Genomic DNA, 20,029 nt, shown 5'->3' with positions numbered 1-20,029 from the left:
AAAAAATGTCAAACGGTCGAATTCTCCACACTATGCTTCGCGTAGGTGATCTAGACAAATCCATCAAGTTTTACACTGAAGTTATGGGCATGCAGCTGCTTCGTACTAACGAAAATAAAGAGTACGAATACACGCTAGCGTTTCTTGGTTATGGTGACGAATCCCAAGGTGCAGTGATCGAACTGACTTACAACTGGGGTAAAACTGAGTATGACTTAGGTACCGCTTTTGGTCATATCGCCATTGGTGTTGATGATATCTACACAACTTGCGACGCTATCAAAGCGGCGGGCGGTAATGTGACGCGTGAGCCAGGTCCAGTAAAAGGCGGAAGCACGCACATTGCATTCGTAAAAGACCCAGATGGTTATATGATTGAGCTTATTCAAAACAAGCAAGCTTCAGCAGGTCTTGAAGGCTAAGCGGCACTTCTAATAATCACTTGTACTGCAAGTTGAACTCCGATTACAGGCAGGTCTGCGATCTGCCTGTCCTTTTATAAACAAAACCCTTTACTTGATAATAGTTATCGTTTAGATTTATCCGCAACTTCGATATGCGGGATTACGATAATGATCAGTGAATGGGAAAAACACACACTTCTAGCCGATACGGCACTTCAACTAGATGACCCTGTTCGCAGCATTCTTCATTACCAGCAAGCCCTAAGCCTGAGTGAAGATATCAGCGAATGTGTGGAAATTGAGGCGGACGAGCGATTATTAATTTCTGTGATTTCTTGTCATAACTTAGCTCAGTTCTGGCGTTGGGCCGGAGATACTGACTATGAACTCAAATACCTTCAACTGGCCTCTGAGAAAGTCTTAACACTTATCCCACAATGCCCAAATAAAGAGTGTGCAAGCTTTATCGACTCGATAGGATGCTGTACTAAGGCGTTGATAGACTTTATGAAGCGTCACCCTAATCCAGCTATTGCCAAACAGGTTGAAAAAATAGATACCGCAACCAATTGCGAAGTCATTGCCAAATTCCGCTTAAACTAACATTCAAATTATACAGCAGGAATCACCGAAAGGTGCTTGGCAAAATACCACTAAAATATTATTAACAACGTCAGTAAATCAAAAACGCCGAAGCTTTCAGCATCGGCGTTTTTATAAGCATCACACTTGGGTTCGCCCTAGAGATATCACGACTCGGCGGTTTTTGTCTTTTCCTATTGGCGAACCGTTATCTGCAATAGGACGACGCTTGCCGTACCCTTGCACTTGAATTCGATCTTCCGGTAGCCCTAGAGACTGAAAATAGTCACGAAGTGACTCTGCACGTCGCTCTGATAAACTTTGACTCGCACTTTTACCATCGGTTGAATCTGTGTACGTCGCCACCAGCACGAGATCGATATCTTGATTATGTCGGATATAATCTGCAATTTGTGATAAACGCTTTTTAGAAGCCTTGGTTAACTGATCACCTTGTCTTTCGTAGTGCAAAATCGTAAAAGCAATGTCCTCAAAACTATATTTCAATAAGTTGGAAATACAGTCGCTAAACGCGTTGTACTTGTTTTGAAATAGTACTGATGACAATGCGACTTCAATTCTCTGATCTCGGCTCTGCCAATCTTGGTAACTAAAAGTCGGATAACGGCCTTTTTCCAGCTCAGACAAAATGCCCCATGCTGTTTGCCCTCCGACATAACCATCAAACTGTTTAAAAAACTTTAGGTTTGTAATTCGATCGGCGTGTTCACCTGGTCGCCAAGGTGGCGGCATAGAAATGAGACTGACGTTACGTGTTTCTCCCATCGGACGACGCATTTTTAACTCAAAGTCTAAATTGATTTTTTTATTCGCACGAGATGAAAATACCGCATCTCCAAAGCTTGGAATGGGGTGTACAAGCTGACATTCTAATGGTGTATTGACCACCATTTCCCATTGAGATTGCTGTGGAGTTGCAGCATAACGTTTGCCCATCAAAGCGAAGCTGCTTGTGCTAAACAACGAAAATACAACACCACTGGTAATCAGCCATTTCTTCATCTAATACTGTCTCTTAAACGGCAGTCTGTTGCCGTCAATTTGCATCAATAAAATTACTTCAACCGGCATGCAAAAATCTCGCCAATATAGGGTTATCTGTCACACTGCCATTAATGTGAGCCACCGTGTTCCAATCACCTTAACCGCCACTTAGCGTTTTACTTCCTCATGTTTTATCGGTTTACATGATGCAAAGTATGGCGAATAAACGTCTACATAATATGCAATACAAACTTATTGATTGGATGCAAAATAGAATTCCGGTTTTCTCTTAAATTGCGGTTTTTCTCATCGGTATAATCTGCAATAATGCAGCCTTCGTCACACAAAAATAAGCCAACATGACACTAGAAAATGAAGCTCTAACCTTGAAAAAACGCTTTCGTGGTTATTTCCCTGTGGTAGTAGACGTTGAGACCGCTGGTTTCAATGCTCAAACTGATGCACTTTTAGAAATCTGTGCCGTTACGTTGAAAATGGACGAACATGGCGTGTTGCATCCGGCCTCCACCATTCATTTTCATGTGGAGCCATTTGAAGGCGCTAACTTAGAAAAAGAAGCGCTTGAATTCAATGGTATTCGTGACCCTTTCAGCCCTCTTCGTGGTGCTGTTTCTGAGCAAGAGGCGCTAAAGGAAATTTATAAGCTTATTCGCAAAGAACAAAAAGCCGCAGATTGCTCACGTGCAATTATGGTTGCTCATAACGCAGCATTCGACTTGGGTTTTGTAAATGCAGCAAATGAACGCTGTAAACTAAAAAGAGTCCCTTTTCATCCCTTTGCTACTTTTGATACGGCTACATTAAGTGGCCTTGCTTATGGCCAAACAGTTCTCGCTAAAGCATGCAAAACAGCCGGGATGGAATTTGATAACCGTGAAGCACACTCTGCGCTTTACGATACACAAAAAACAGCAGAATTATTCTGCGGTATTGTCAACAAATGGAAGGCCCTCGGCGGTTGGCCGCTTGTCGACGAAGAATAATAAGTAAACACAACATATTAGGAAAAGTATGAATCCTGTCGTTATATCAGTGTGCGTCATGCTCGTGTTAGCATTGATGCGCGTAAACGTGGTGGTTGCCCTCACGTTTAGTGCCATCGTAGGCGGCCTAGTCGCAGGCATGAGCCTTGGGGATACGGTTGCCGCATTTGAAAGTGGTCTAGGTGGCGGTGCAACTATCGCGCTAAGCTACGCCATGTTAGGTACTTTCGCTGTTGCCATCTCGAAATCAGGCATCACGGATCTACTGGCCAAAAGTGTTATCAAGCGCTTAAATGGTAAAGAAAACTCCGCTTCCACTACTGGCTTAAAGTACGCCGTGTTGGTGGCGTTAGTGCTTGTCACGATGTCATCTCAGAACGTAATTCCGGTCCATATCGCCTTTATTCCAATTTTGATTCCACCTCTTTTGGGCGTATTCGCGAAACTTAAGCTCGACCGACGTTTGGTCGCGTGTGTTCTTACCTTCGGTTTGATCACACCTTACATGATCTTACCTGTTGGTTTCGGCGGTATTTTCTTAAACAACATTCTATTAAAGAACCTACATGACAACGGTTTGGAAAACGTGGTTGCAGGCCAAGTCCCAACCGCCATGTTACTGCCAGGTGCAGGCATGCTGTTTGGTCTATTACTGGCTATCTTTGTTAGCTATCGTAAACCGCGTGTCTACAAAGAAACTGAGTTGACTGTCGTTGACGAAACCGATCATGTCATCAATAAAAAGCACATCTTAGTTGCGGCACTTGGTATTGTCGCTGCATTGGGTGTTCAGCTTTACACGGGTTCAATGATTATAGGTGCTCTAGCTGGCTTTATGGTGTTCACTTTCGGCGGCGTTATCGCATGGAAAGAGACGCACGACGTGTTCACTAAAGGTGTACACATGATGGCAATGATTGGCTTCATCATGATCGCAGCGGCAGGTTTTGCAGCAGTAATGAAGCAAACTGGCGGTGTTGAAACACTAGTACAATCGCTATCAACCAGCATCGGTGACAATAAGCCTCTAGCTGCACTACTGATGCTGATCGTTGGTCTATTAGTAACAATGGGCATTGGTTCATCGTTCTCTACGATTCCAATCCTTGCAACTATCTATGTTCCTCTTGCGCTAGCATTCGGTTTCTCGCCGATGGCAACGATTGCACTAGTAGGTACTGCGGCGGCGTTAGGTGATGCAGGCTCTCCAGCTTCTGACTCTACATTAGGCCCTACATCTGGTCTAAATGCCGACGGTCAACATGAGCACATTTGGGAAACAGTCGTTCCAACCTTTATCCATTACAATATCCCTCTAATCATCTTTGGTTGGATTGCAGCAATGGTGCTTTAATACTATTGTTTGGATGGATATACATTTAGTTACGAAAAAGCCGCTCAATGAGCGGCTTTTTGTTATTCATAACTGTGGTTATTGCGCTGGCATATTGTCAATAATACGCTCACGAATCAGCTTCAAGGTTGGTTCTGTCGACAGGTAATCGATGGCAATCGGAAAATAAGCGTCGTTAATTTTAAGAACCAAGCTAGGGTAAGAGCTCACACCTAGGCTCTTTGCAAGGCTCAATTGATCTTCGAACACACCTTCTAAGAAAGAGCCATCCATGTCATTCTTGAATTGCTGAACATTCAAGCCAATTTCTCTCGCTAGTTGCAAGTGAGTGGCTTCTTCATGAGGAGGCATCGCACGTAAGTAATACGCATGCTGAATCGCTTCTAGCATCTGCTCATAAGAATCTTGAAAGCCCGCTGCAATAACCGCACGACAAGATTGGTAAGTGCTTCTTACTGGCGTACAAAGCTTCCAGAAATCGTAGTTAAACTTAGTGCCTAACTGGCGCTCAATCTGCTTCCAAATACCTTCGAGTTTTTGTTGCATCTCGGGCGGCATCGGTAAATTAGTATCTGGCGCAAGACCACCAACCACATACTCAAACTGAATCACACCTGGCAGTTGCTGTTTTAGTTTATCCAGCGTTGGTTTGTAACCCCAACACCAACTGCACATTGGGTCATGCACGTAGTAAAGCTTTATGTTCATTCCACTAACCTAAAAAGAAAAAGGAGCCAGTACGGCTCCTTCGTATTCTATCGCTAAATGTGAGTATTTACGAATTACTCAGCTTGATCTTCAGCGCGCGCTGCTGCTTCTTTGATTAGAGGCTGCAGTTCACCTTTTTGGAACATTTCTAGAATAATGTCACAACCGCCGATAAGCTCACCTTCAACCCATAGTTGAGGGAAAGTTGGCCATTGCGCGTACTTTGGTAACTCAGCACGGATATCTGGGTTTTGCAGAATGTCTACGTAAGCGAACTTCTCACCACATGCCATTAGTGCCTGTGACGCTTGAGAAGAGAAACCACAGCTAGGTAGTTTCGGTGATCCTTTCATGTACAGCAGGATTGAGTTTTCAGAGATCTGCTGTTTGATTTTGTCGATAGTTTCCATCGCTTCCTCATTCATGGGTTTGAACTTTATTTATTTGCCACATTCTACTCAATAACGACAGAATAAAAACCATATAATTAATAAGGCTTAATTTTAGGTTGCTCATTGGCGAGCAATGCAGCACTTCACCACTGCTAACCTCTTAAAATATTTTCATATCGGGGTTTTAATAAAGTAAAAACTTGCTAAAATACTTAGCAAGTCAGCCTTAAAGGCGACATAGCTATAAAAAAACACTGGAAGCAATCGAAAGGTCATCCTTTCAAATCAATGGAGAATCGAGTAATGGCATTTGAACTACCAGCTCTTCCTTACGCGAAAGACGCACTAGAACCACACATCTCAGCAGAGACTCTAGACTACCACCACGGTAAGCACCACAACACTTACGTTGTTAAGCTTAACGGTCTTATCCCTGGTACTGAGTTCGAAGGCAAAACTCTAGAAGAGATCATCAAGACTTCTACTGGTGGCGTATTCAACAACGCAGCGCAAATCTGGAACCACACGTTCTACTGGCACTGTCTTGCTCCAAATGCGGGCGGCGAGCCAACTGGCGCAGTTGCAGACGCAATCAACGCAGCATTCGGTTCTTTTGAAGAATTCAAAGCGAAGTTTACTGATTCAGCAATCAACAACTTCGGTTCTTCATGGACTTGGCTTGTTAAGAAAGCTGATGGCTCTCTAGAGATCGTTAACACTTCTAACGCTGCTACTCCTCTAACAGAAGAAGGTACAACACCACTTCTAACTGTTGACCTATGGGAACACGCGTACTACATCGATTACCGCAACGTACGTCCTGATTACATGAACGGCTTCTGGGCTCTAGTAAACTGGGACTTCGTAGCTGAGAACCTAGCGAAGTAATATACTTCCCCCTAAGTTCAATTTAGTCTTATTCAAAAGCTCGCTATTTAGCGGGCTTTTTTGTTTCGCCTTCCCTAGCACCTTTAAATAATTCCCTCTTTTACTAAAGTTCTTCTTATCCACGCCGTTAAAAGAGCATCGAGCGAGGAACATCATGCAAATTCATACGTTAGACAAAGCTGCAATTATCAACGAACTTCAGTTCGGTAATGGTATTAACCATGCCGTACACGAAGGTCGTCGTGCGGATTTCTCGCTGATTCTGTCTATGTTCTCTAATGATGTTCGCGATGTGGTCCCAGTTGAAGAGGTCCAGGAAGTCATCACCAGTGACAGTATTCTTCGCCAACAATTGGGTTTATCGCAACCTCAAGCTCTTCGTTCTGATAGCAGCAGCTATGAACTCGCAGCTGAACAAGCGAAACAGTTTCACGATGCAGGATTGCCTTCCGCAAAGCTGAGCCATTACCTAAAACCAGATGCGCTGACTTACCTGCCTGAAGACACATTCAACCTACCAGAGGAGGTTTATCACAACCTATCTGGTCATGAGCGACGCAGATTGGGCGAACGCAACAAACAACTGATCCCAGATGCTGGGCTATATAATCAGCTAGTGACGGCTCAACGTCAGCATCAAATTCAAGCTAAAGCATAGAGATCCGCTTTTTATCCAATAGCTTGCAATACCTACACGTCAGAAATGTGACATCTTACAAATTACCGCACAATAGTCCTCACTCGAAAGCGTTAGTTTGAAGCCTTTCACACTGAACCCAACGAATTTCAACCATGCTATTAGCACAAACCACTGGTGTATTGTTTTTCACATATGGATACAGTGAAGGTGCTATGGATATCAAAGAATCAATTATTCTCGTCACGTCTGCAGGTTCGGTTATAGGAAGAACCTGTGCAAATCACTTTGCTCACCTTGGAGCAACGTTGATTCTTTGTGACCAAAATTCTAGCGCTTTGAGAGCGAGCTATGAGCAAATCAGCGCTTTCACTGACAAAGTGTATGCTATGAATGTGTGTAGTGATAACACAACGTCCATTAACTTATTGTTTGACCAGATAGAATCACAGCTACGTGCGACACCAGATGTGATTGTTAATTGCTGGACCAGCTCCCCTATGCCTGGCTTAATGGCGCCAGAACCAATGAGTACTTACATTGATCACTTGTCGTCTGCGGCACGCTTCCTTTATACCTACGGCCAAGTAGGAGCAGAGCGCTTTCGAGCCAGAAACAAGAAAGGCGTCATTGTTAACGTCATTTCTCATGACAACCATGAAGACTTTACGGGAGTTGAAAGCATGGCGGCGTTGGTGTCAGGTTTTACTCACAGCTGGGCAAAAGAACTCACACCATTCAACATTCGAGTGGGCGGCGTTATTCCCTCGGTAAATCATACAAAAGAGGAGCTCAACGAGAGACACTGGGCTGAGATCCAAGACGAACTAGTCCGCAACACAGCATACATCGTCGCGAATGAATACTTCAGTGGCCGAGTAGTTGCGACCGAAGTGTAAGCATACACAGCAACTCTGTTTTCCCGAGCCAGATGTAACTCCTGCACCAAAATAAAAAAAGCCCCAGTCACTTGACTGGGGCTTTAACCTTTTCCCGATTAAGGTTCCGTGCTAGCGAAAACCTTGCTCACTCGATTTTTTAATTACGCGTCAGCTTTTTCTTTCTTTGCTTTAGGTGCTGCTTTTGCTGCTTCTTGGTCTGCTTTCTTCTTGATAACAGTTGTACCTTCGAAAGTTTCGCCTTCAACAAATGCTTTACCGTAGTAAGAAGCCATCAACACATCTTTAAGTTCGCTGATTAGAGGGTAACGTGGGTTCGCACCAGTACATTGGTCATCGAACGCTTCTACCGCTAGCTCATCCAGTTTCGCTACGAAATCTGATTCAGCAACACCTGCCGCTTGGATAGACATTGGGATGTCTAGGTTAACTTTTAGTTCATCCAACCATGCTAGTAGACGTTCAATCTTCTGAGCAGTACGGTCACCTTCTTGGCTTAGGCCTAGGTGGTCAGCAACTTCAGCGTAACGACGACGTGCTTGTGGACGGTCGTATTGAGAGAACGCAGTTTGTTTAGTTGGATTGTCGTTCGCGTTGTAACGTACCACGTTAGAGATAAGTAGTGCGTTAGCTAGGCCGTGTGGCAAGTGGAACTCAGCACCCAGTTTGTGAGCCATTGAGTGACAAACACCTAGGAATGCGTTCGCAAATGCAACACCAGCGATAGTAGCTGCGTTGTGTACTTTCTCACGAGCGATTGGGTCATTTGCACCGTTCGCATAGCTTGATGGTAGGTACTCTTTTAGCATCTTAAGTGCTTGAAGAGCTTGGCCATCTGAGTATTCGTTAGCAAGAACTGATACGTAAGCTTCTAGAGCGTGAGTTACTGCATCGTAACCACCAAATGCTGTTAGAGACTTAGGCATGTTCATTACTAGGTTCGCATCAACGATTGCCATGTTTGGCGTGATTTCGTAGTCAGCTAGTGGGTATTTCGCACCAGTCTTGTCGTCAGTAACAACCGCGAATGGAGTAACTTCTGAGCCAGTACCTGAAGTTGTAGTGATACATACAAGCTCAGCTTTTTTACCCATTTTAGGGAACTTGTAGATACGTTTACGGATGTCCATAAAGCGCATTGCTAGTTCTTCAAAGTGAGTTTCTGGGTGTTCGTACATTACCCACATGATTTTCGCTGCATCCATTGGTGAACCACCGCCTAGCGCTAGGATAACGTCAGGTTGGTAGCTAGCCATTTGAGCCGCACCTTTTTCTACTACAGACAGTGTTGGGTCAGCTTCAACATCGAAGAATGTTTGAACTTCCATGCCTTGAGCTTTTAGTAGGCTTACTACGTCATCTGCGTAACCGTTGTTGAATAGGAAACGGTCAGTTACTAGGAATGCACGTTTCTTACCTTCTAGGTCGCCCAGCGCGATTGGAAGGCTACCACGACGGAAGTAGATTGACTTAGGTAGTTTATGCCACAACATGTTTTCAGCTCGCTTCGCTACAGTTTTCTTGTTGATTAGGTGTTTAGGACCTACGTTCTCAGAGATAGAGTTACCACCCCAAGAACCACAACCTAGCGTTAGAGATGGCGCAACGTTGAAGTTGTACAAGTCACCGATACCACCGTGAGTAGTCGGGATGTTGATTAGGATACGAGCTGTCTTCATCTTGTCACCGAAGTAACGGATACGATCAGCGTTAGTATCTTGGTTAGTGTAAAGACCAGATGTGTGGCCGATACCACCAATCTCAACCATAGTTACCGCTTGAGCAACCGCGTCTTCGAAGTTGTCAGCACGGAATAGACCTAGAGTTGGAGATAGTTTCTCGTGAGCGAATGCGTCATCGTGAGATACTTTACCCAGACCTTCACCAACAAGAACTTTAGTGTCTGCTGGAACTTTAACGCCTGCCATTTCAGCGATTGCTGCTGCTGGCTGACCTACGATTTTCGCGTTTAGCGCGCCATCGATAAGAAGAACTTTACGAACTTTATCAGCTTCTGCTTTGCTTAGGACATACGCTTTGTGAGAAGCAAAACGCTCTTTCACTTCGTCGTATACTTCATCAACTACGATTGCAGCTTGCTCAGAAGCACATACTACACCGTTGTCGAAAGTCTTAGACATAAGGATAGAAGCAACAGCACGTTTGATGTCTGCTGTTTCATCGATAACAACCGGAACGTTACCTGCACCTACACCGATTGCTGGCTTACCAGAAGAGTAAGCGGCTTTAACCATGCCTGGACCACCAGTTGCAAGGATAAGAGCGATGTCATCGTGTTTCATTAGAGCGTTTGAAAGCTCAACAGAAGGCTGGTCGATCCAACCGATGATGTCTTTTGGTGCGCCTGCTGCTACTGCTGCATCTAGAACGAGTTTAGCTGCATCGTTAGTTGAGTTTTTCGCACGTGGGTGTGGTGAGAAGATGATACCGTTACGAGTCTTCAAAGAGATTAGAGATTTGAAGATCGCTGTAGAAGTTGGGTTAGTCGTTGGTACGATACCGCAGATGATGCCTACAGGCTCAGCGATAGTCATAGTACCTAGGTTGTCATCCTCTTCTAAGATGCCACACGTTTGTTCGTCTTTGTATTTGTTGTAGATAAACTCAGAAGCGAAGTGGTTCTTGATTACTTTATCTTCAACAATACCCATACCAGATTCTTCTACCGCTTGTTGAGCTAGCGGGATACGGGCCTGGTTAGCTGCAAGCGATGCTGCACGAAAGATTTTATCTACTTGCTCTTGAGAGTAAGTAGCGAACTCTTCTTGCGCTTTCTTAACGCGAGCAACCATTGCATCTAGTTCAGCCATATTAGTTACAGGCATAGGGAATCTCCTAAAATTAACAAATATTAAAAACTTTTTACTAAGGCTATTACTTATCGTTTTTACTGTTTATCAGTCACTTAGAAAACAAACGTCTTAGTAAATTGCTTTCAGGACTGAGTATAATATTTCAGAGTGTGAAAAAAATTGACTTGGATCAGTTCTCACCACCTAAATACTACCAAAGTGGTGCCTCATCACACCAAAATGACATAAATCACTGATAAACAAATAAATTAACTTTCATTTTTTATTGAGTAAAAAAGAAGCAAATGGACAAATAAATAAAAGAAACTACAACAACCTGTAAAAAAGTTTCATTTTTGACCAACAAAATTACATGTAGGCCCAATTCTTTGTGCTACTGAGAGTATATCGAACCGAATACATCTCTCTACAAACCACCTTGGTTTTTATCAAAAGTGTGCGAATGTTAACGTTTATGTAAAACAGCGCAATTTATCAGCAACTTTATACGTAACATTTCCTTTCCAGATTAGATACAGTTTATTAAAGAATTAGTTTTTCTCACTTAAATGGCAGGGAATGCGTTAGTTTTTTTCATTTCTTACAACCTAACTTTTGCCTTACATTACGCCCAAATTACCCCTTCTCCTTTTCACTAATGTGAACTTTGATGAGTACGCAACATGCAAACTTTTGAACTTGCTATCTTCTTGCAGTTTTTTCTCGGTTTGGTCGCCGCAGTAAACCCTGTTGGTATCATGCCTGTGTTTGTGTCACTAACCGGGCATATGACACCAGACGAAAAGCGCAATACGGCAACAACAGCAAATGTGGCTGTTGCGATCATCCTGATCATTTCGCTTTTTGCTGGTCAGTTACTGTTAGACATGTTCAGTATTTCTCTGGATTCGTTTCGTGTCGCTGGCGGGTTGCTATTACTTAGCATCGCATTCTCGATGATGAGCGGTAAACTGGGGGAAGATAAGCAGAACAAACAAGAGAAAACGGAATACGTCAGTCGTGAACAGATTGGTGTGGTCCCTCTTGCAATGCCTTTAATGGCAGGGCCTGGTGCAATCAGTTCGACTATTGTTTATGGTGCACGCTACCCAAGCATGTTCGATACCGTGGGCATTAGTATTACGATTGGTTTGTTCTGCCTTTGTTCATGGCTATTGTTCCGCTCTGCCCCATTGATCGTACGATTTTTAGGTCAAACTGGAATCAACGTCATTACTCGTATCATGGGTTTGATATTGGGCGCGCTTGGCATAGAGTTTATTGCGAATGGCTTACGCAACTTATTTCCAGGATTAGCCTGAGTTTCTATAAAATTGTATGATAGAGCGATTCAACAATGGATCGCTTTGTCATGACGACTGACTCTCTTAAACATACTCTATATGTCACCATTTTTGGTACTCATACCAAAGCTGGTAAAACGTTCGATATTGCTCTCATTATCGCGATCATCAGCTCGTTAATCGTACTGGTGTTAGATTCGATACCCTCCGTTCGGGCCGAGTGGGAAAAAGAGCTGAAGTTTATTGAATACACATTTACTGGCCTATTCACGATTGAATACCTTCTAAGGCTTTATTGCTCTCCTAAACCTGCCGCCTACGCAAAGAGTTTTTATGGTGTCGTCGATTTACTTGCGATTTTGCCCACTTATTTAGCACTCTTCTTCCCATCCGCTTCGTTTATGGGTGTGATCAGGGCGCTGCGAGTGATGCGAATATTCCGCATACTCAAGTTAGTCCGATACCTCCAAGAGTCCAATATCCTCTTACGTTCACTGCTTATGGCGCGCAGAAAGATTTTTATCTTCTTTAGTTCCGTCGCCATTATGGTAACGATTTTCGGCTCGTTGATTTTTATCATTGAAGGACCTGAAAACGGATTTACTAGCATTCCTAAGAGTATTTATTGGGCGATCGTGACCATCACAACGGTTGGGTATGGTGACTTGGTCCCTCAAACAGACCTAGGTAAAGGGCTTGCATCACTCACCATGTTACTGGGTTATTCCATTTTGGCGGTACCTACAGGTATTTTCACTGCCGAACTGCACCAAGAGATGCAATCGCACAAAGTATTGGTGAAATGCCCAAACTGCTCCCACGCAGGGCACGACTCTGACGCAATTTACTGTAAACATTGTGGTAGTGAACTGGCCGATCCAGACAAAAGAGTCGTCCGAACGGAAGACGACGCATGAAAAAAGAGCTCCCTACGGAGCTCTTTTATTTTGTCATCAAATAAAGGATTGATGTGATTATGCTTTCTCAGACAGAATAATTCTCAGAGTACGACGCAATGGCTCCGCAGCACCCCAAAGCAGTTGGTCACCAACAGTGAAAGCATTTAGGAAATCATCACCCATTGCCATCTTACGTAGACGACCCACTGGTACAGACATTGTGCCCGTAACTTTTGCCGGTGTTAGCTCTTGAGCAGTGATGTCACGGTCGTTAGGAATCACTTTCACCCAATCGTTATGAGTGGCGATGATTTCTTCGATTTCGTCCATTGGTACATTTTGTTTAAGCTTGATAGTAAGTGCTTGAGAGTGACAACGCATCGCGCCAATACGCACACAAGTACCGTCAATTGGGACAGGTGAACTTTGAGAACCCAAAATTTTATTCGCCTCGGCGCCCGCTTTCCACTCTTCTTTACTCTGACCATTATCGCGCTTCACATCGATCCATGGGATCAACGAACCAGCTAGTGGCACACCGAATTTATCGGTAGGGAAAGAGCCGCTGCGCATTGTATCCGCGACTTTCTTATCGATATCTAGGATAGAGCTTGATGGGTTTGCAAGTTCAGAGCTAACAGAGTCATTGATAACGCCCATTTGCGAGATCAATTCACGCATATTTTGCGCACCAGCACCAGATGCGGCTTGGTAAGTCATTGCGCTTGTCCACTCAACAAGGCCTTTCTCAAATAGACCACCTAGCCCCATTAGCATTAAACTAACCGTACAGTTACCACCGACAAATGTGTTCGTGCCACCGTGGATGCCTTGTTGGATTTGCTTTAAGTTCACTGGATCAAGTGTGATGATCGAATCTTCAGCCATACGTAGCGTAGAGGCCGCATCAATCCAGTAGCCTTTCCAACCAGCCTGACGAAGTGCAGGGAAAACTTTTTCTGTGTAGCTACCACCTTGACAGGTGATTACCGCATCAAGCTGTTTTAAGCTTTCAATATCATACGCGTCTTGCAGTAAGCCTGCGTCTTTTCCTAAGTTAGGAGCAGGAATACCAACTTGAGAAGTACTGTAGAATACTGGTTCGATTAGGTCGAAGTCTTTCTCTTCAACCATACGCTGCATAAGGACTGAACCAACCATACCGCGCCAACCAACTAAACCAACTCTCATCGTATTAACTCTCCATGTATTAAAAAACCTACCCCATAGTTAATTTTTCACAGCAAAATCTCAACCCCTATTTTGTAAATAAGCGCGTTTTTTAACCTTTTCCTCTGAAAAACCGGGTTACACGAGATTTTTTAGTGTTTGGTTTGCGGTTTTAACCATTTTTCAAGTAGGGAAAGCACTTTAGCCCCCTAATTGGTCTTACCACTCAATGAGAAAATAACACATGAAGCACAATAATTTCACATTACACAACATTTAAAACCAAAAAAGTTAAAACAAACTAACAGTTAATTTCACAAGCAAACGTTTTTACCGACGAACATCAAGATAAAACACCAAATGTTCGAAATATAATTTTTGTTAATGTATGTTATGCGCGATTACAACAAGGAGCGCCTTCCTCTATTGCTCCAAGATTGACAGAGGCACATATGAAGCAAGTTACACCACGCCTACCAAGCTTGATACAGGTATTTATCTCGCTCGGTTTATTTCTCCTGCTGGCATTTTCGTTCACAGCCAAGCTAGACCTACCGATTCAGCTAGCGCTATACATCGGTTGGTTCATTGTCATGATATTGGGCATAAAGCTTGGCCATCAGTATAAAGATCTGGAAAAAGCAGCACTAAATGGCATTTCCAATGGACTTGGAGCCGTTTTAATCCTTTTGGCCGTTGGCGCGCTTGTAGGTACTTGGATCTCTGGTGGTATTGTTCCAACCATTATTTACTACGGCCTTAAAGCAATCCACCCTTCCATCTTTTTGCTGGCGACCATGATCATCTGTTCATTGACTGCGCTAGCGACTGGCACATCTTGGGGTGCGGCTGGCACGGCAGGTATTGCAATGATGGGTATCGGTCAAGGTCTTGGTGTTCCTGCGCCAATCACTGCAGGTGCCGTACTTTCAGGCTGTTACTTTGGTGACAAAATGTCGCCTCTATCGGATTCAGTAATCCTTGCTTCATCTATGTCTAACGTTGAAGTGATGGAACATATTAAAGGTATGTTGCCGATAGCACTCATTAGCTACATTATTACAGGCATTATGTTTACTGCATTTGGCTTCCACTACGCAGGTCAAGTTGACATGAGCCAGGTAGACTCTGTCATTAAAGCGATGGAACAGCAGTTCTACATCACCCCTTACTCATTTGTTCCTGTGATCATCGTATTGTCACTTCTAGCGATGCGTATGCCTTCATTCCCAGTGATCAGTTTTGGTTCTCTGCTAGGTATTATTTGGGCAGTGATGATCCAAGATGTCGATTTCCTAACCGCGTTCAACACGGCTTGGGCTCCGTTTGCAATCTCATCTGGCGTAGATTTCATTGACTCAATCCTTAACCGTGGCGGCATGTCTTCAATGCTTGGGTCGGTAGCGGTTATCGTATTCGGCCTTGGTTTTGGCGGTCTACTAGATAAAGTAGGCGTGCTAGAGACTATCGCGAAGCTGTTTGAAAAACGCGTTCAAAGTGCAGGTTCATTGGCAACAAGCACAATTGGTACGGCCTTTATGGGCAACGTATTTGGTTCAGCGATGTACGTTTCACTTATTCTGACCCCAAAAATCTGTGCGAAGAACTATGACCGTCTAGGCTACAAACGTAAGAATTTGTCTCGTAACGCAGAATTTGGCGGCACGCTAACCTCAGGTATGGTCCCTTGGAGTGACAACGGTATCTACATGGCCAGTATTTTGGGTGTTGCTACACTGTCTTATGCCCCGTTCATGTGGCTGAGTTTTGTATGTATCATCGTAACGATCTTCACTTCTTACATGGGTTGGTTTGTTGATAAGTGCGAACCAACAGCAGAAGCAGTTGAAGAAGCTGAAGGCGAATTAAAGCAGCAAACCGCTTAACTTCGCAGAGATAGGAAGAACCTCCCTTCCGAATTCAATACTAAAAAAGAGCACTTTAAAGCGCTCTTTTTTTATTTCCAAAACAAATCGTTAGCTTTGTTTGACTGGCGTTTTCACGGCTGCACGCTTCCCAAACCAATAGCCCAAGCCAAGCGGTGCAAAGAATATAACGGCAATGAACAGAATAAAGTAGATGATGGTACTTTTGACAAGTTCAATCAGCTTAGTCATGGCGAGATTCACAACCTCTTGCGACACTCGATCCATATCTTGAGCAAACTTCTCGCGCTCATGGGTAATGATCTGTGCGATTTCTTGGCGCTCTCTGGCAACCATCAGCTCTATAGCTTGGCGTTCTTCACCCAACTGAGATAAACGCGCCTCCGTCCTTTGATCGATATCGTCAACCAAAGGTTGTAACTCCAGCGCCATTTGTTCTGCCAAATAGCGCATGTACTCTGGGTTGTTATCGATAAAATCCCTCATCGAATCAGCGGTAACTTGCAAACTATTGAGCGCCGCATTGACTTTTTCGATACTGGCAGAGCTATTCAAGGCCAACAACTGCGCTTTCCACGTCATAATTTTTGGTGTCTGCTCTGATACCAGACTTAGACGATCAGAGACATCCCCGAGTGCTTCTGGCATCGTGCCTAGCGTTGTAACGGCTTCCTCTTCGCTAATTTGGTTTGCATCTAACCACCTACGGTAAGCCGGAGTCCTAATCATGCTTAAATCAGCGAATGGATGCTGCTTGGCGAACTCTGCAACAAACGTTTTTGTCTTGATGTATGCTTCTTTCTTCAATAAAGATTGAGCCAGTTTATCTACCTCTTTCGCTAAATAAACGGAAACTAACTTGGCCTCATCAGACGCAAAGAGCTCATTACCAGAAGCGGTAATAAAAAACTGTTCCATTTGTAGCGTGAAAGTCCATGTATCAATCAGTGCAGCCATTGGGGACACTTGGTATGCAGAAGCTTGGATGCCTTCTTCAGCATTTATCTTCCAAAGTAAAATATAAGATTGATGAACTTTATCATGAGGATCATATTGTTCGTGTAGTGCATCTGCTGCTTGCTCAACCTGAGCAAAAAACTGCTGCGCATACTCACGAGTCAAAAGACGCATATTGAGCTCTTGTTTGGTAAGAGGGACGGTTTGACTCTCGATCTTGACTTCGAGCAGGGAGCACCCTGAAAGCATCATAACCAGCCCTATCAACATCATTGAAGACATTCGGCGAACGGACATGAAAACACCTTTAACAAATTGTATAGAACAGGAATAAAGCGAACTAAGTCATATAGTTCGAGCCTTTATTACCTCAACTCTTATGACATTAAGTCAGAGCAATATCAATCTGTTAGCGCTTCTGTTATCTTTTCACTATTGAGAACATTATTAGCAAAAAGTATGGTTTGTTTTAGGACATCATCTAAACATGCCAACTTCTCTTCCGGCACTTTTTGCCCTTGTTTAATCAACAGTTCAATATCACCCGAAATACAGTGCAATGGCATTGCACCTAAACTCCCTGAGACCCCTTTAAGACTGTGTGCGGCTCTTTGCGCTTGCTCTTTATCCTCTTCTAACAGCTGATACATTTTAGTGCCATCGCCAGAGTGGTCCTGAATAAAGACCTCCAGTAACATCCGCACAGCGCCCTCGTCACCAGACAGAGAATCTAACATTTTATTGATATCTATGTACGGCTCACGTTCCACTACTTCCACTTGTGATGAATTCACCTCATTACAACTTTTTTCGTTCATTTGGACGTTTTGAAAATTTTCTGACTGAGCTGAGGGAACAGTGTTAGCTCCATTTTCATCATCGCCAACTTGCTCTGACTTTTTATCATCGGTTCTGGGTAGTGGTATCGGTTGAATCGTTTTTGGGGAGAAGGCTCCCCATGAAATGAGGAAAAGGAGCAAACCACTGATTACAGACAGCCAAACAATAAAAGTCATTAGCTTCTGTTCCAACTGCTCATTTATCGAAGTTAACTGGTTCGGGAAATCTGGATTAAGCAGTTGATTAGATAAATAACTGCCCTGTGCCTGAGCAGATAGTGCGCTTGAGGTTTGAGCAAGCTGGCGCTGAAGAGCGCTTCGCTCTTCGGGAGAGAGCGTCTCTGATTCAATAAAAAGTCGGTCTAAGTCACGGTAAGTATCGCTATTCGTTGCAGAGTCACTAAAGACAGACTCAAAAACAAGCGCACCTAAGCGATAGTACATTGCCTGAATTTGCTCAGAGTTTTCTGTTCGAGCACGGCTGCTTCGTAACTGTTCTGCTAACGAAACCAATTCACTGTCACTTCTTACAAAAGCTCGAGCACTTTCTAAAAATCGGTCGGTCGTATAAAGTAATTGAGTGATGTCTGGTGTGATTTTCCCTTCAGAAAACTCACTTTCAAGCTGTAAGCGAACTGCATAAGCCAACTGAAGTTTCAGTGAAATTTGGTCGACGTGTTTAACACGGTAAGGCAGATCGAAGTTAAAAAAGTGCCTGACTTCTTCAACTTTACTTCCTAACTCATTTACAGTCGAAATTGTTTGAATCGTTTGTTTGGCTTGCAGCCAAATGCCAAGTGCTAAAACACACCACAAAACGAACCAGAACCAAACAAACCGCCGTATTCCTTCTTTTAGCTTCAGCAACACTTGCCCCTCGCATATCTCCATTAATTACAAGCATATACTATGGATGTTTCTTATTCACATAAAAAAAGAGAGCCGTTTGCTCTCTTTATTTAACGATATGATTTTAATTGCGACTTAACTGATCTTTTAGATTTGGAGGCGTCCCTTTAATCGTTAAGGTATCCGTCTCTGGATCATAAAAAATACGCTCGCCAAGTAAGAGACTATCGAAGCTAATATTCAAACCACCACCAGCTCCAACAAATTTAGTCAGTTTGCGAACCGTCGCACGATCACCTGGGAAAGACTCTTCAAGCTCGTACCCTTGCTCTTTGGTGAAATCCATAAAGCTCGTGCCATCTTGGCTTTGAGGAAGCTCTCCGGAAAGCTCTGAGATTTGAACCTCATCACCGGATTTAATTTGCTCATTGCAGTAGTCGTAAACTTGTTTCTTGTACTCGTTCACTTCTTGCTTTTCTAGCTTCGAGTCAGCACAAAAATCATCCACCGCCTGCATCAACACTAAGTTTTGTTGTTTAGTATCTAAGCCAATATCCGCTTGCAGAAAATCTAGGAAGAAGTCCGCCACTTTACGGCCAACGCGTCCTTTAATGTATTGCAGATAACGATTGGATTCCTTGTCGGTCTCGTAGCTCGACAGGTCGATGCGTGCGGCAATATCCATTTTGGTGATATCAAGATAATCTGTCGCACTGATGTCCAAACCTTCGGTCACTTTTAAACTCTGATTCATTGGTAAGATACCGATGAACAAGTAGTCCGTTGCTAAACTCTGATACTCAGCGAAAACCAAGATACCTTCATCCGCAAATGGGTACTTAATCAACTCTTCTTTCAAGCGATTTGCACTAATTTGTGAGAAGTCGTAAAAGTCTCGCTCTCCTTTGCGCATTTCTTGAAGCCAAAATTGAAATTCGCTGTCTGACTGGAAAGCGCCAAAACCTTTACCAGCTTTAGAATGGAATACTCGGTGAAGCTCAGCGACTAAGTTTTCTGTAGATGCATCGTTCTCTAATGATGCTGGACGAAAGTTTACAACCAGCTCGTCCTGATCGTTTTTGCACAGTTGATGCAGAATAACGTTTGAAAGATGAAGACTCATAGTGATTTTATCTTGCTACAAGGTTTTAGTTGATGGGCATTGTAGGTTATCATAAGCCGCTTTTACTATCATTATTAGAGTCTTTATGCCGATTACATCTAAATATACTGACGAGCAAGTAGAAAAAATTCTTGCTGAAGTAGCAACAGTTCTTGAAAAACACGCTGCTTCTCCTGAGTTGACGCTAATGATTGCCGGAAATATCGCAACCAATGTCTTAAATCAACGTGTTGCTGCTTCACAACGCAAAGCGATTGCTGAAAAATTTGCTCAGGCGCTGATGTCTTCTTTAGAAACACCAAAAACACACTAATCA

Annotated in this window: 19 protein-coding genes; 11 read left to right on the top strand and 8 right to left on the bottom strand. The window is 43.5% G+C overall.

Features of this window, described 5'->3' with window-relative positions:
- The first annotated feature begins 5 nt into the window (after positions 1-5).
- Together gloA and R7Q11_RS12005 are read left to right on the top strand one after the other, a co-directional pair.
- Positions 6-422: a lactoylglutathione lyase gene (gloA, locus tag R7Q11_RS12010; RefSeq protein ID WP_005380739.1), complete on the top strand. Its 417-nt coding sequence runs from the start codon at positions 6-8 to the stop codon at positions 420-422.
- A gap of 150 nt (positions 423-572) precedes the next feature.
- Positions 573-1,007 (top strand): DUF2753 domain-containing protein, encoded by a 435-nt coding sequence (locus R7Q11_RS12005; protein ID WP_005384886.1) that lies wholly within the window; start codon positions 573-575, stop codon positions 1,005-1,007.
- Positions 1,008-1,127: 120 nt separating this feature from the next.
- On the opposite strand, the gene motY is transcribed toward R7Q11_RS12005, so the two are convergent.
- On the bottom strand, positions 1,128-2,009 hold the full coding sequence (gene motY, locus R7Q11_RS12000) for a flagellar protein MotY (protein ID WP_005384887.1): 882 nt from the start codon (positions 2,007-2,009) through the stop codon (positions 1,128-1,130).
- A 341-nt stretch (positions 2,010-2,350) separates the two neighbouring features.
- Between motY and rnt the strand changes: the two genes are divergently transcribed.
- Positions 2,351-2,995, top strand: coding sequence for a ribonuclease T (rnt, locus tag R7Q11_RS11995; protein ID WP_005384888.1), 645 nt, complete (start codon positions 2,351-2,353; stop codon positions 2,993-2,995).
- A 28-nt stretch (positions 2,996-3,023) separates the two neighbouring features.
- Positions 3,024-4,349, top strand: a complete 1,326-nt coding sequence (locus tag R7Q11_RS11990) for a Na+/H+ antiporter family protein (RefSeq protein WP_025767202.1) — start codon at positions 3,024-3,026, stop codon at positions 4,347-4,349.
- 78 nt (positions 4,350-4,427) lie between these two features.
- Here the strand turns inward: R7Q11_RS11990 and R7Q11_RS11985 are convergent, their stop codons facing one another.
- Both R7Q11_RS11985 and R7Q11_RS11980 read right to left on the bottom strand, forming a co-directional pair.
- Positions 4,428-5,057, bottom strand: a complete 630-nt coding sequence (locus R7Q11_RS11985; RefSeq protein WP_132936849.1) for a DsbA family protein — start codon at positions 5,055-5,057, stop codon at positions 4,428-4,430.
- A gap of 74 nt (positions 5,058-5,131) precedes the next feature.
- A complete protein-coding gene (locus R7Q11_RS11980) occupies positions 5,132-5,467 on the bottom strand; it encodes a Grx4 family monothiol glutaredoxin (protein WP_017635833.1) in 336 nt (111 codons plus the stop codon).
- 285 nt (positions 5,468-5,752) lie between these two features.
- Here R7Q11_RS11980 and sodB point away from each other — a divergent pair, with 285 nt between their 5' ends.
- From sodB to R7Q11_RS11965, 3 genes are all read left to right on the top strand, one after another.
- Positions 5,753-6,337: a superoxide dismutase [Fe] gene (gene sodB / locus R7Q11_RS11975; protein WP_005396533.1), complete on the top strand. Its 585-nt coding sequence runs from the start codon at positions 5,753-5,755 to the stop codon at positions 6,335-6,337.
- Between the two features lie 154 nt (positions 6,338-6,491).
- A complete protein-coding gene (locus R7Q11_RS11970) occupies positions 6,492-6,995 on the top strand; it encodes a VC2046/SO_2500 family protein (RefSeq protein WP_033907342.1) in 504 nt (167 codons plus the stop codon).
- A gap of 134 nt (positions 6,996-7,129) precedes the next feature.
- Positions 7,130-7,873 carry an SDR family oxidoreductase gene (locus R7Q11_RS11965; RefSeq protein WP_005380732.1) on the top strand — a complete coding sequence of 248 codons (744 nt, stop codon included), beginning with the start codon at positions 7,130-7,132 and terminating at the stop codon, positions 7,871-7,873.
- Between the two features lie 143 nt (positions 7,874-8,016).
- Here R7Q11_RS11965 and adhE read toward each other — a convergent pair whose 3' ends face one another.
- The gene (gene adhE / locus R7Q11_RS11960) at positions 8,017-10,719 is read right to left on the bottom strand and encodes a bifunctional acetaldehyde-CoA/alcohol dehydrogenase (RefSeq protein ID WP_005380731.1); all 2,703 of its coding nucleotides are present in this window, start codon (positions 10,717-10,719) and stop codon (positions 8,017-8,019) included.
- 650 nt (positions 10,720-11,369) lie between these two features.
- On the opposite strand from adhE, the gene R7Q11_RS11955 reads away from it, so the two are divergent.
- Both R7Q11_RS11955 and R7Q11_RS11950 read left to right on the top strand, forming a co-directional pair.
- The gene (locus tag R7Q11_RS11955) at positions 11,370-12,008 is read left to right on the top strand and encodes a YchE family NAAT transporter (protein ID WP_005380729.1); all 639 of its coding nucleotides are present in this window, start codon (positions 11,370-11,372) and stop codon (positions 12,006-12,008) included.
- A gap of 35 nt (positions 12,009-12,043) precedes the next feature.
- Complete coding sequence (locus tag R7Q11_RS11950) at positions 12,044-12,907, top strand: ion transporter (protein ID WP_005380728.1); 864 nt, start codon at positions 12,044-12,046, stop codon at positions 12,905-12,907.
- Between the two features lie 57 nt (positions 12,908-12,964).
- Here R7Q11_RS11950 and asd read toward each other — a convergent pair whose 3' ends face one another.
- Positions 12,965-14,080, bottom strand: a complete 1,116-nt coding sequence (gene asd, locus R7Q11_RS11945) for an aspartate-semialdehyde dehydrogenase (protein ID WP_005380727.1) — start codon at positions 14,078-14,080, stop codon at positions 12,965-12,967.
- 431 nt (positions 14,081-14,511) lie between these two features.
- On the opposite strand from asd, the gene nhaC reads away from it, so the two are divergent.
- Positions 14,512-15,945 carry a Na+/H+ antiporter NhaC gene (gene nhaC, locus R7Q11_RS11940; protein WP_005380726.1) on the top strand — a complete coding sequence of 478 codons (1,434 nt, stop codon included), beginning with the start codon at positions 14,512-14,514 and terminating at the stop codon, positions 15,943-15,945.
- Between the two features lie 90 nt (positions 15,946-16,035).
- On the opposite strand, the gene R7Q11_RS11935 is transcribed toward nhaC, so the two are convergent.
- The 3 genes from R7Q11_RS11935 to yejK all read right to left on the bottom strand — a co-directional run bounded on the left by R7Q11_RS11935 (position 16,036) and on the right by yejK (position 19,713).
- Positions 16,036-17,199 (bottom strand): chemotaxis protein, encoded by a 1,164-nt coding sequence (locus R7Q11_RS11935; protein ID WP_213866420.1) that lies wholly within the window; start codon positions 17,197-17,199, stop codon positions 16,036-16,038.
- A gap of 104 nt (positions 17,200-17,303) precedes the next feature.
- Complete coding sequence (locus tag R7Q11_RS11930; protein ID WP_031812878.1) at positions 17,304-18,632, bottom strand: Hpt domain-containing protein; 1,329 nt, start codon at positions 18,630-18,632, stop codon at positions 17,304-17,306.
- A gap of 82 nt (positions 18,633-18,714) precedes the next feature.
- Positions 18,715-19,713, bottom strand: coding sequence for a nucleoid-associated protein YejK (gene yejK / locus R7Q11_RS11925; protein ID WP_005380723.1), 999 nt, complete (start codon positions 19,711-19,713; stop codon positions 18,715-18,717).
- Positions 19,714-19,798: 85 nt separating this feature from the next.
- Here yejK and R7Q11_RS11920 point away from each other — a divergent pair, with 85 nt between their 5' ends.
- The gene (locus R7Q11_RS11920) at positions 19,799-20,026 is read left to right on the top strand and encodes a YejL family protein (protein WP_005380722.1); all 228 of its coding nucleotides are present in this window, start codon (positions 19,799-19,801) and stop codon (positions 20,024-20,026) included.
- Positions 20,027-20,029: the final 3 nt, after the last annotated feature.

The sequence above is a fragment of the Vibrio sp. 970 genome (assembly GCF_033339075.1).
The sequence above is the reverse complement of the archived record's forward strand: the minus strand, read 5'-3'. Positions and strand labels throughout refer to the sequence as shown.

Coding starts and splice junctions, on each gene's coding strand:
- gloA (WP_005380739.1), top strand. CDS start 6: ATGTCAAACGGTCGAATTCTCCACACTATGCTTCGCGTAGGTGATCTA.
- R7Q11_RS12005 (WP_005384886.1), top strand. CDS start 573: ATGATCAGTGAATGGGAAAAACACACACTTCTAGCCGATACGGCACTT.
- motY (WP_005384887.1), bottom strand. CDS start 2,009: ATGAAGAAATGGCTGATTACCAGTGGTGTTGTATTTTCGTTGTTTAGC.
- rnt (WP_005384888.1), top strand. CDS start 2,351: ATGACACTAGAAAATGAAGCTCTAACCTTGAAAAAACGCTTTCGTGGT.
- R7Q11_RS11990 (WP_025767202.1), top strand. CDS start 3,024: ATGAATCCTGTCGTTATATCAGTGTGCGTCATGCTCGTGTTAGCATTG.
- R7Q11_RS11985 (WP_132936849.1), bottom strand. CDS start 5,057: ATGAACATAAAGCTTTACTACGTGCATGACCCAATGTGCAGTTGGTGT.
- R7Q11_RS11980 (WP_017635833.1), bottom strand. CDS start 5,467: ATGGAAACTATCGACAAAATCAAACAGCAGATCTCTGAAAACTCAATC.
- sodB (WP_005396533.1), top strand. CDS start 5,753: ATGGCATTTGAACTACCAGCTCTTCCTTACGCGAAAGACGCACTAGAA.
- R7Q11_RS11970 (WP_033907342.1), top strand. CDS start 6,492: ATGCAAATTCATACGTTAGACAAAGCTGCAATTATCAACGAACTTCAG.
- R7Q11_RS11965 (WP_005380732.1), top strand. CDS start 7,130: ATGCTATTAGCACAAACCACTGGTGTATTGTTTTTCACATATGGATAC.
- adhE (WP_005380731.1), bottom strand. CDS start 10,719: ATGCCTGTAACTAATATGGCTGAACTAGATGCAATGGTTGCTCGCGTT.
- R7Q11_RS11955 (WP_005380729.1), top strand. CDS start 11,370: ATGCAAACTTTTGAACTTGCTATCTTCTTGCAGTTTTTTCTCGGTTTG.
- R7Q11_RS11950 (WP_005380728.1), top strand. CDS start 12,044: ATGGATCGCTTTGTCATGACGACTGACTCTCTTAAACATACTCTATAT.
- asd (WP_005380727.1), bottom strand. CDS start 14,080: ATGAGAGTTGGTTTAGTTGGTTGGCGCGGTATGGTTGGTTCAGTCCTT.
- nhaC (WP_005380726.1), top strand. CDS start 14,512: ATGAAGCAAGTTACACCACGCCTACCAAGCTTGATACAGGTATTTATC.
- R7Q11_RS11935 (WP_213866420.1), bottom strand. CDS start 17,199: ATGTCCGTTCGCCGAATGTCTTCAATGATGTTGATAGGGCTGGTTATG.
- R7Q11_RS11930 (WP_031812878.1), bottom strand. CDS start 18,632: ATGGAGATATGCGAGGGGCAAGTGTTGCTGAAGCTAAAAGAAGGAATA.
- yejK (WP_005380723.1), bottom strand. CDS start 19,713: ATGAGTCTTCATCTTTCAAACGTTATTCTGCATCAACTGTGCAAAAAC.
- R7Q11_RS11920 (WP_005380722.1), top strand. CDS start 19,799: ATGCCGATTACATCTAAATATACTGACGAGCAAGTAGAAAAAATTCTT.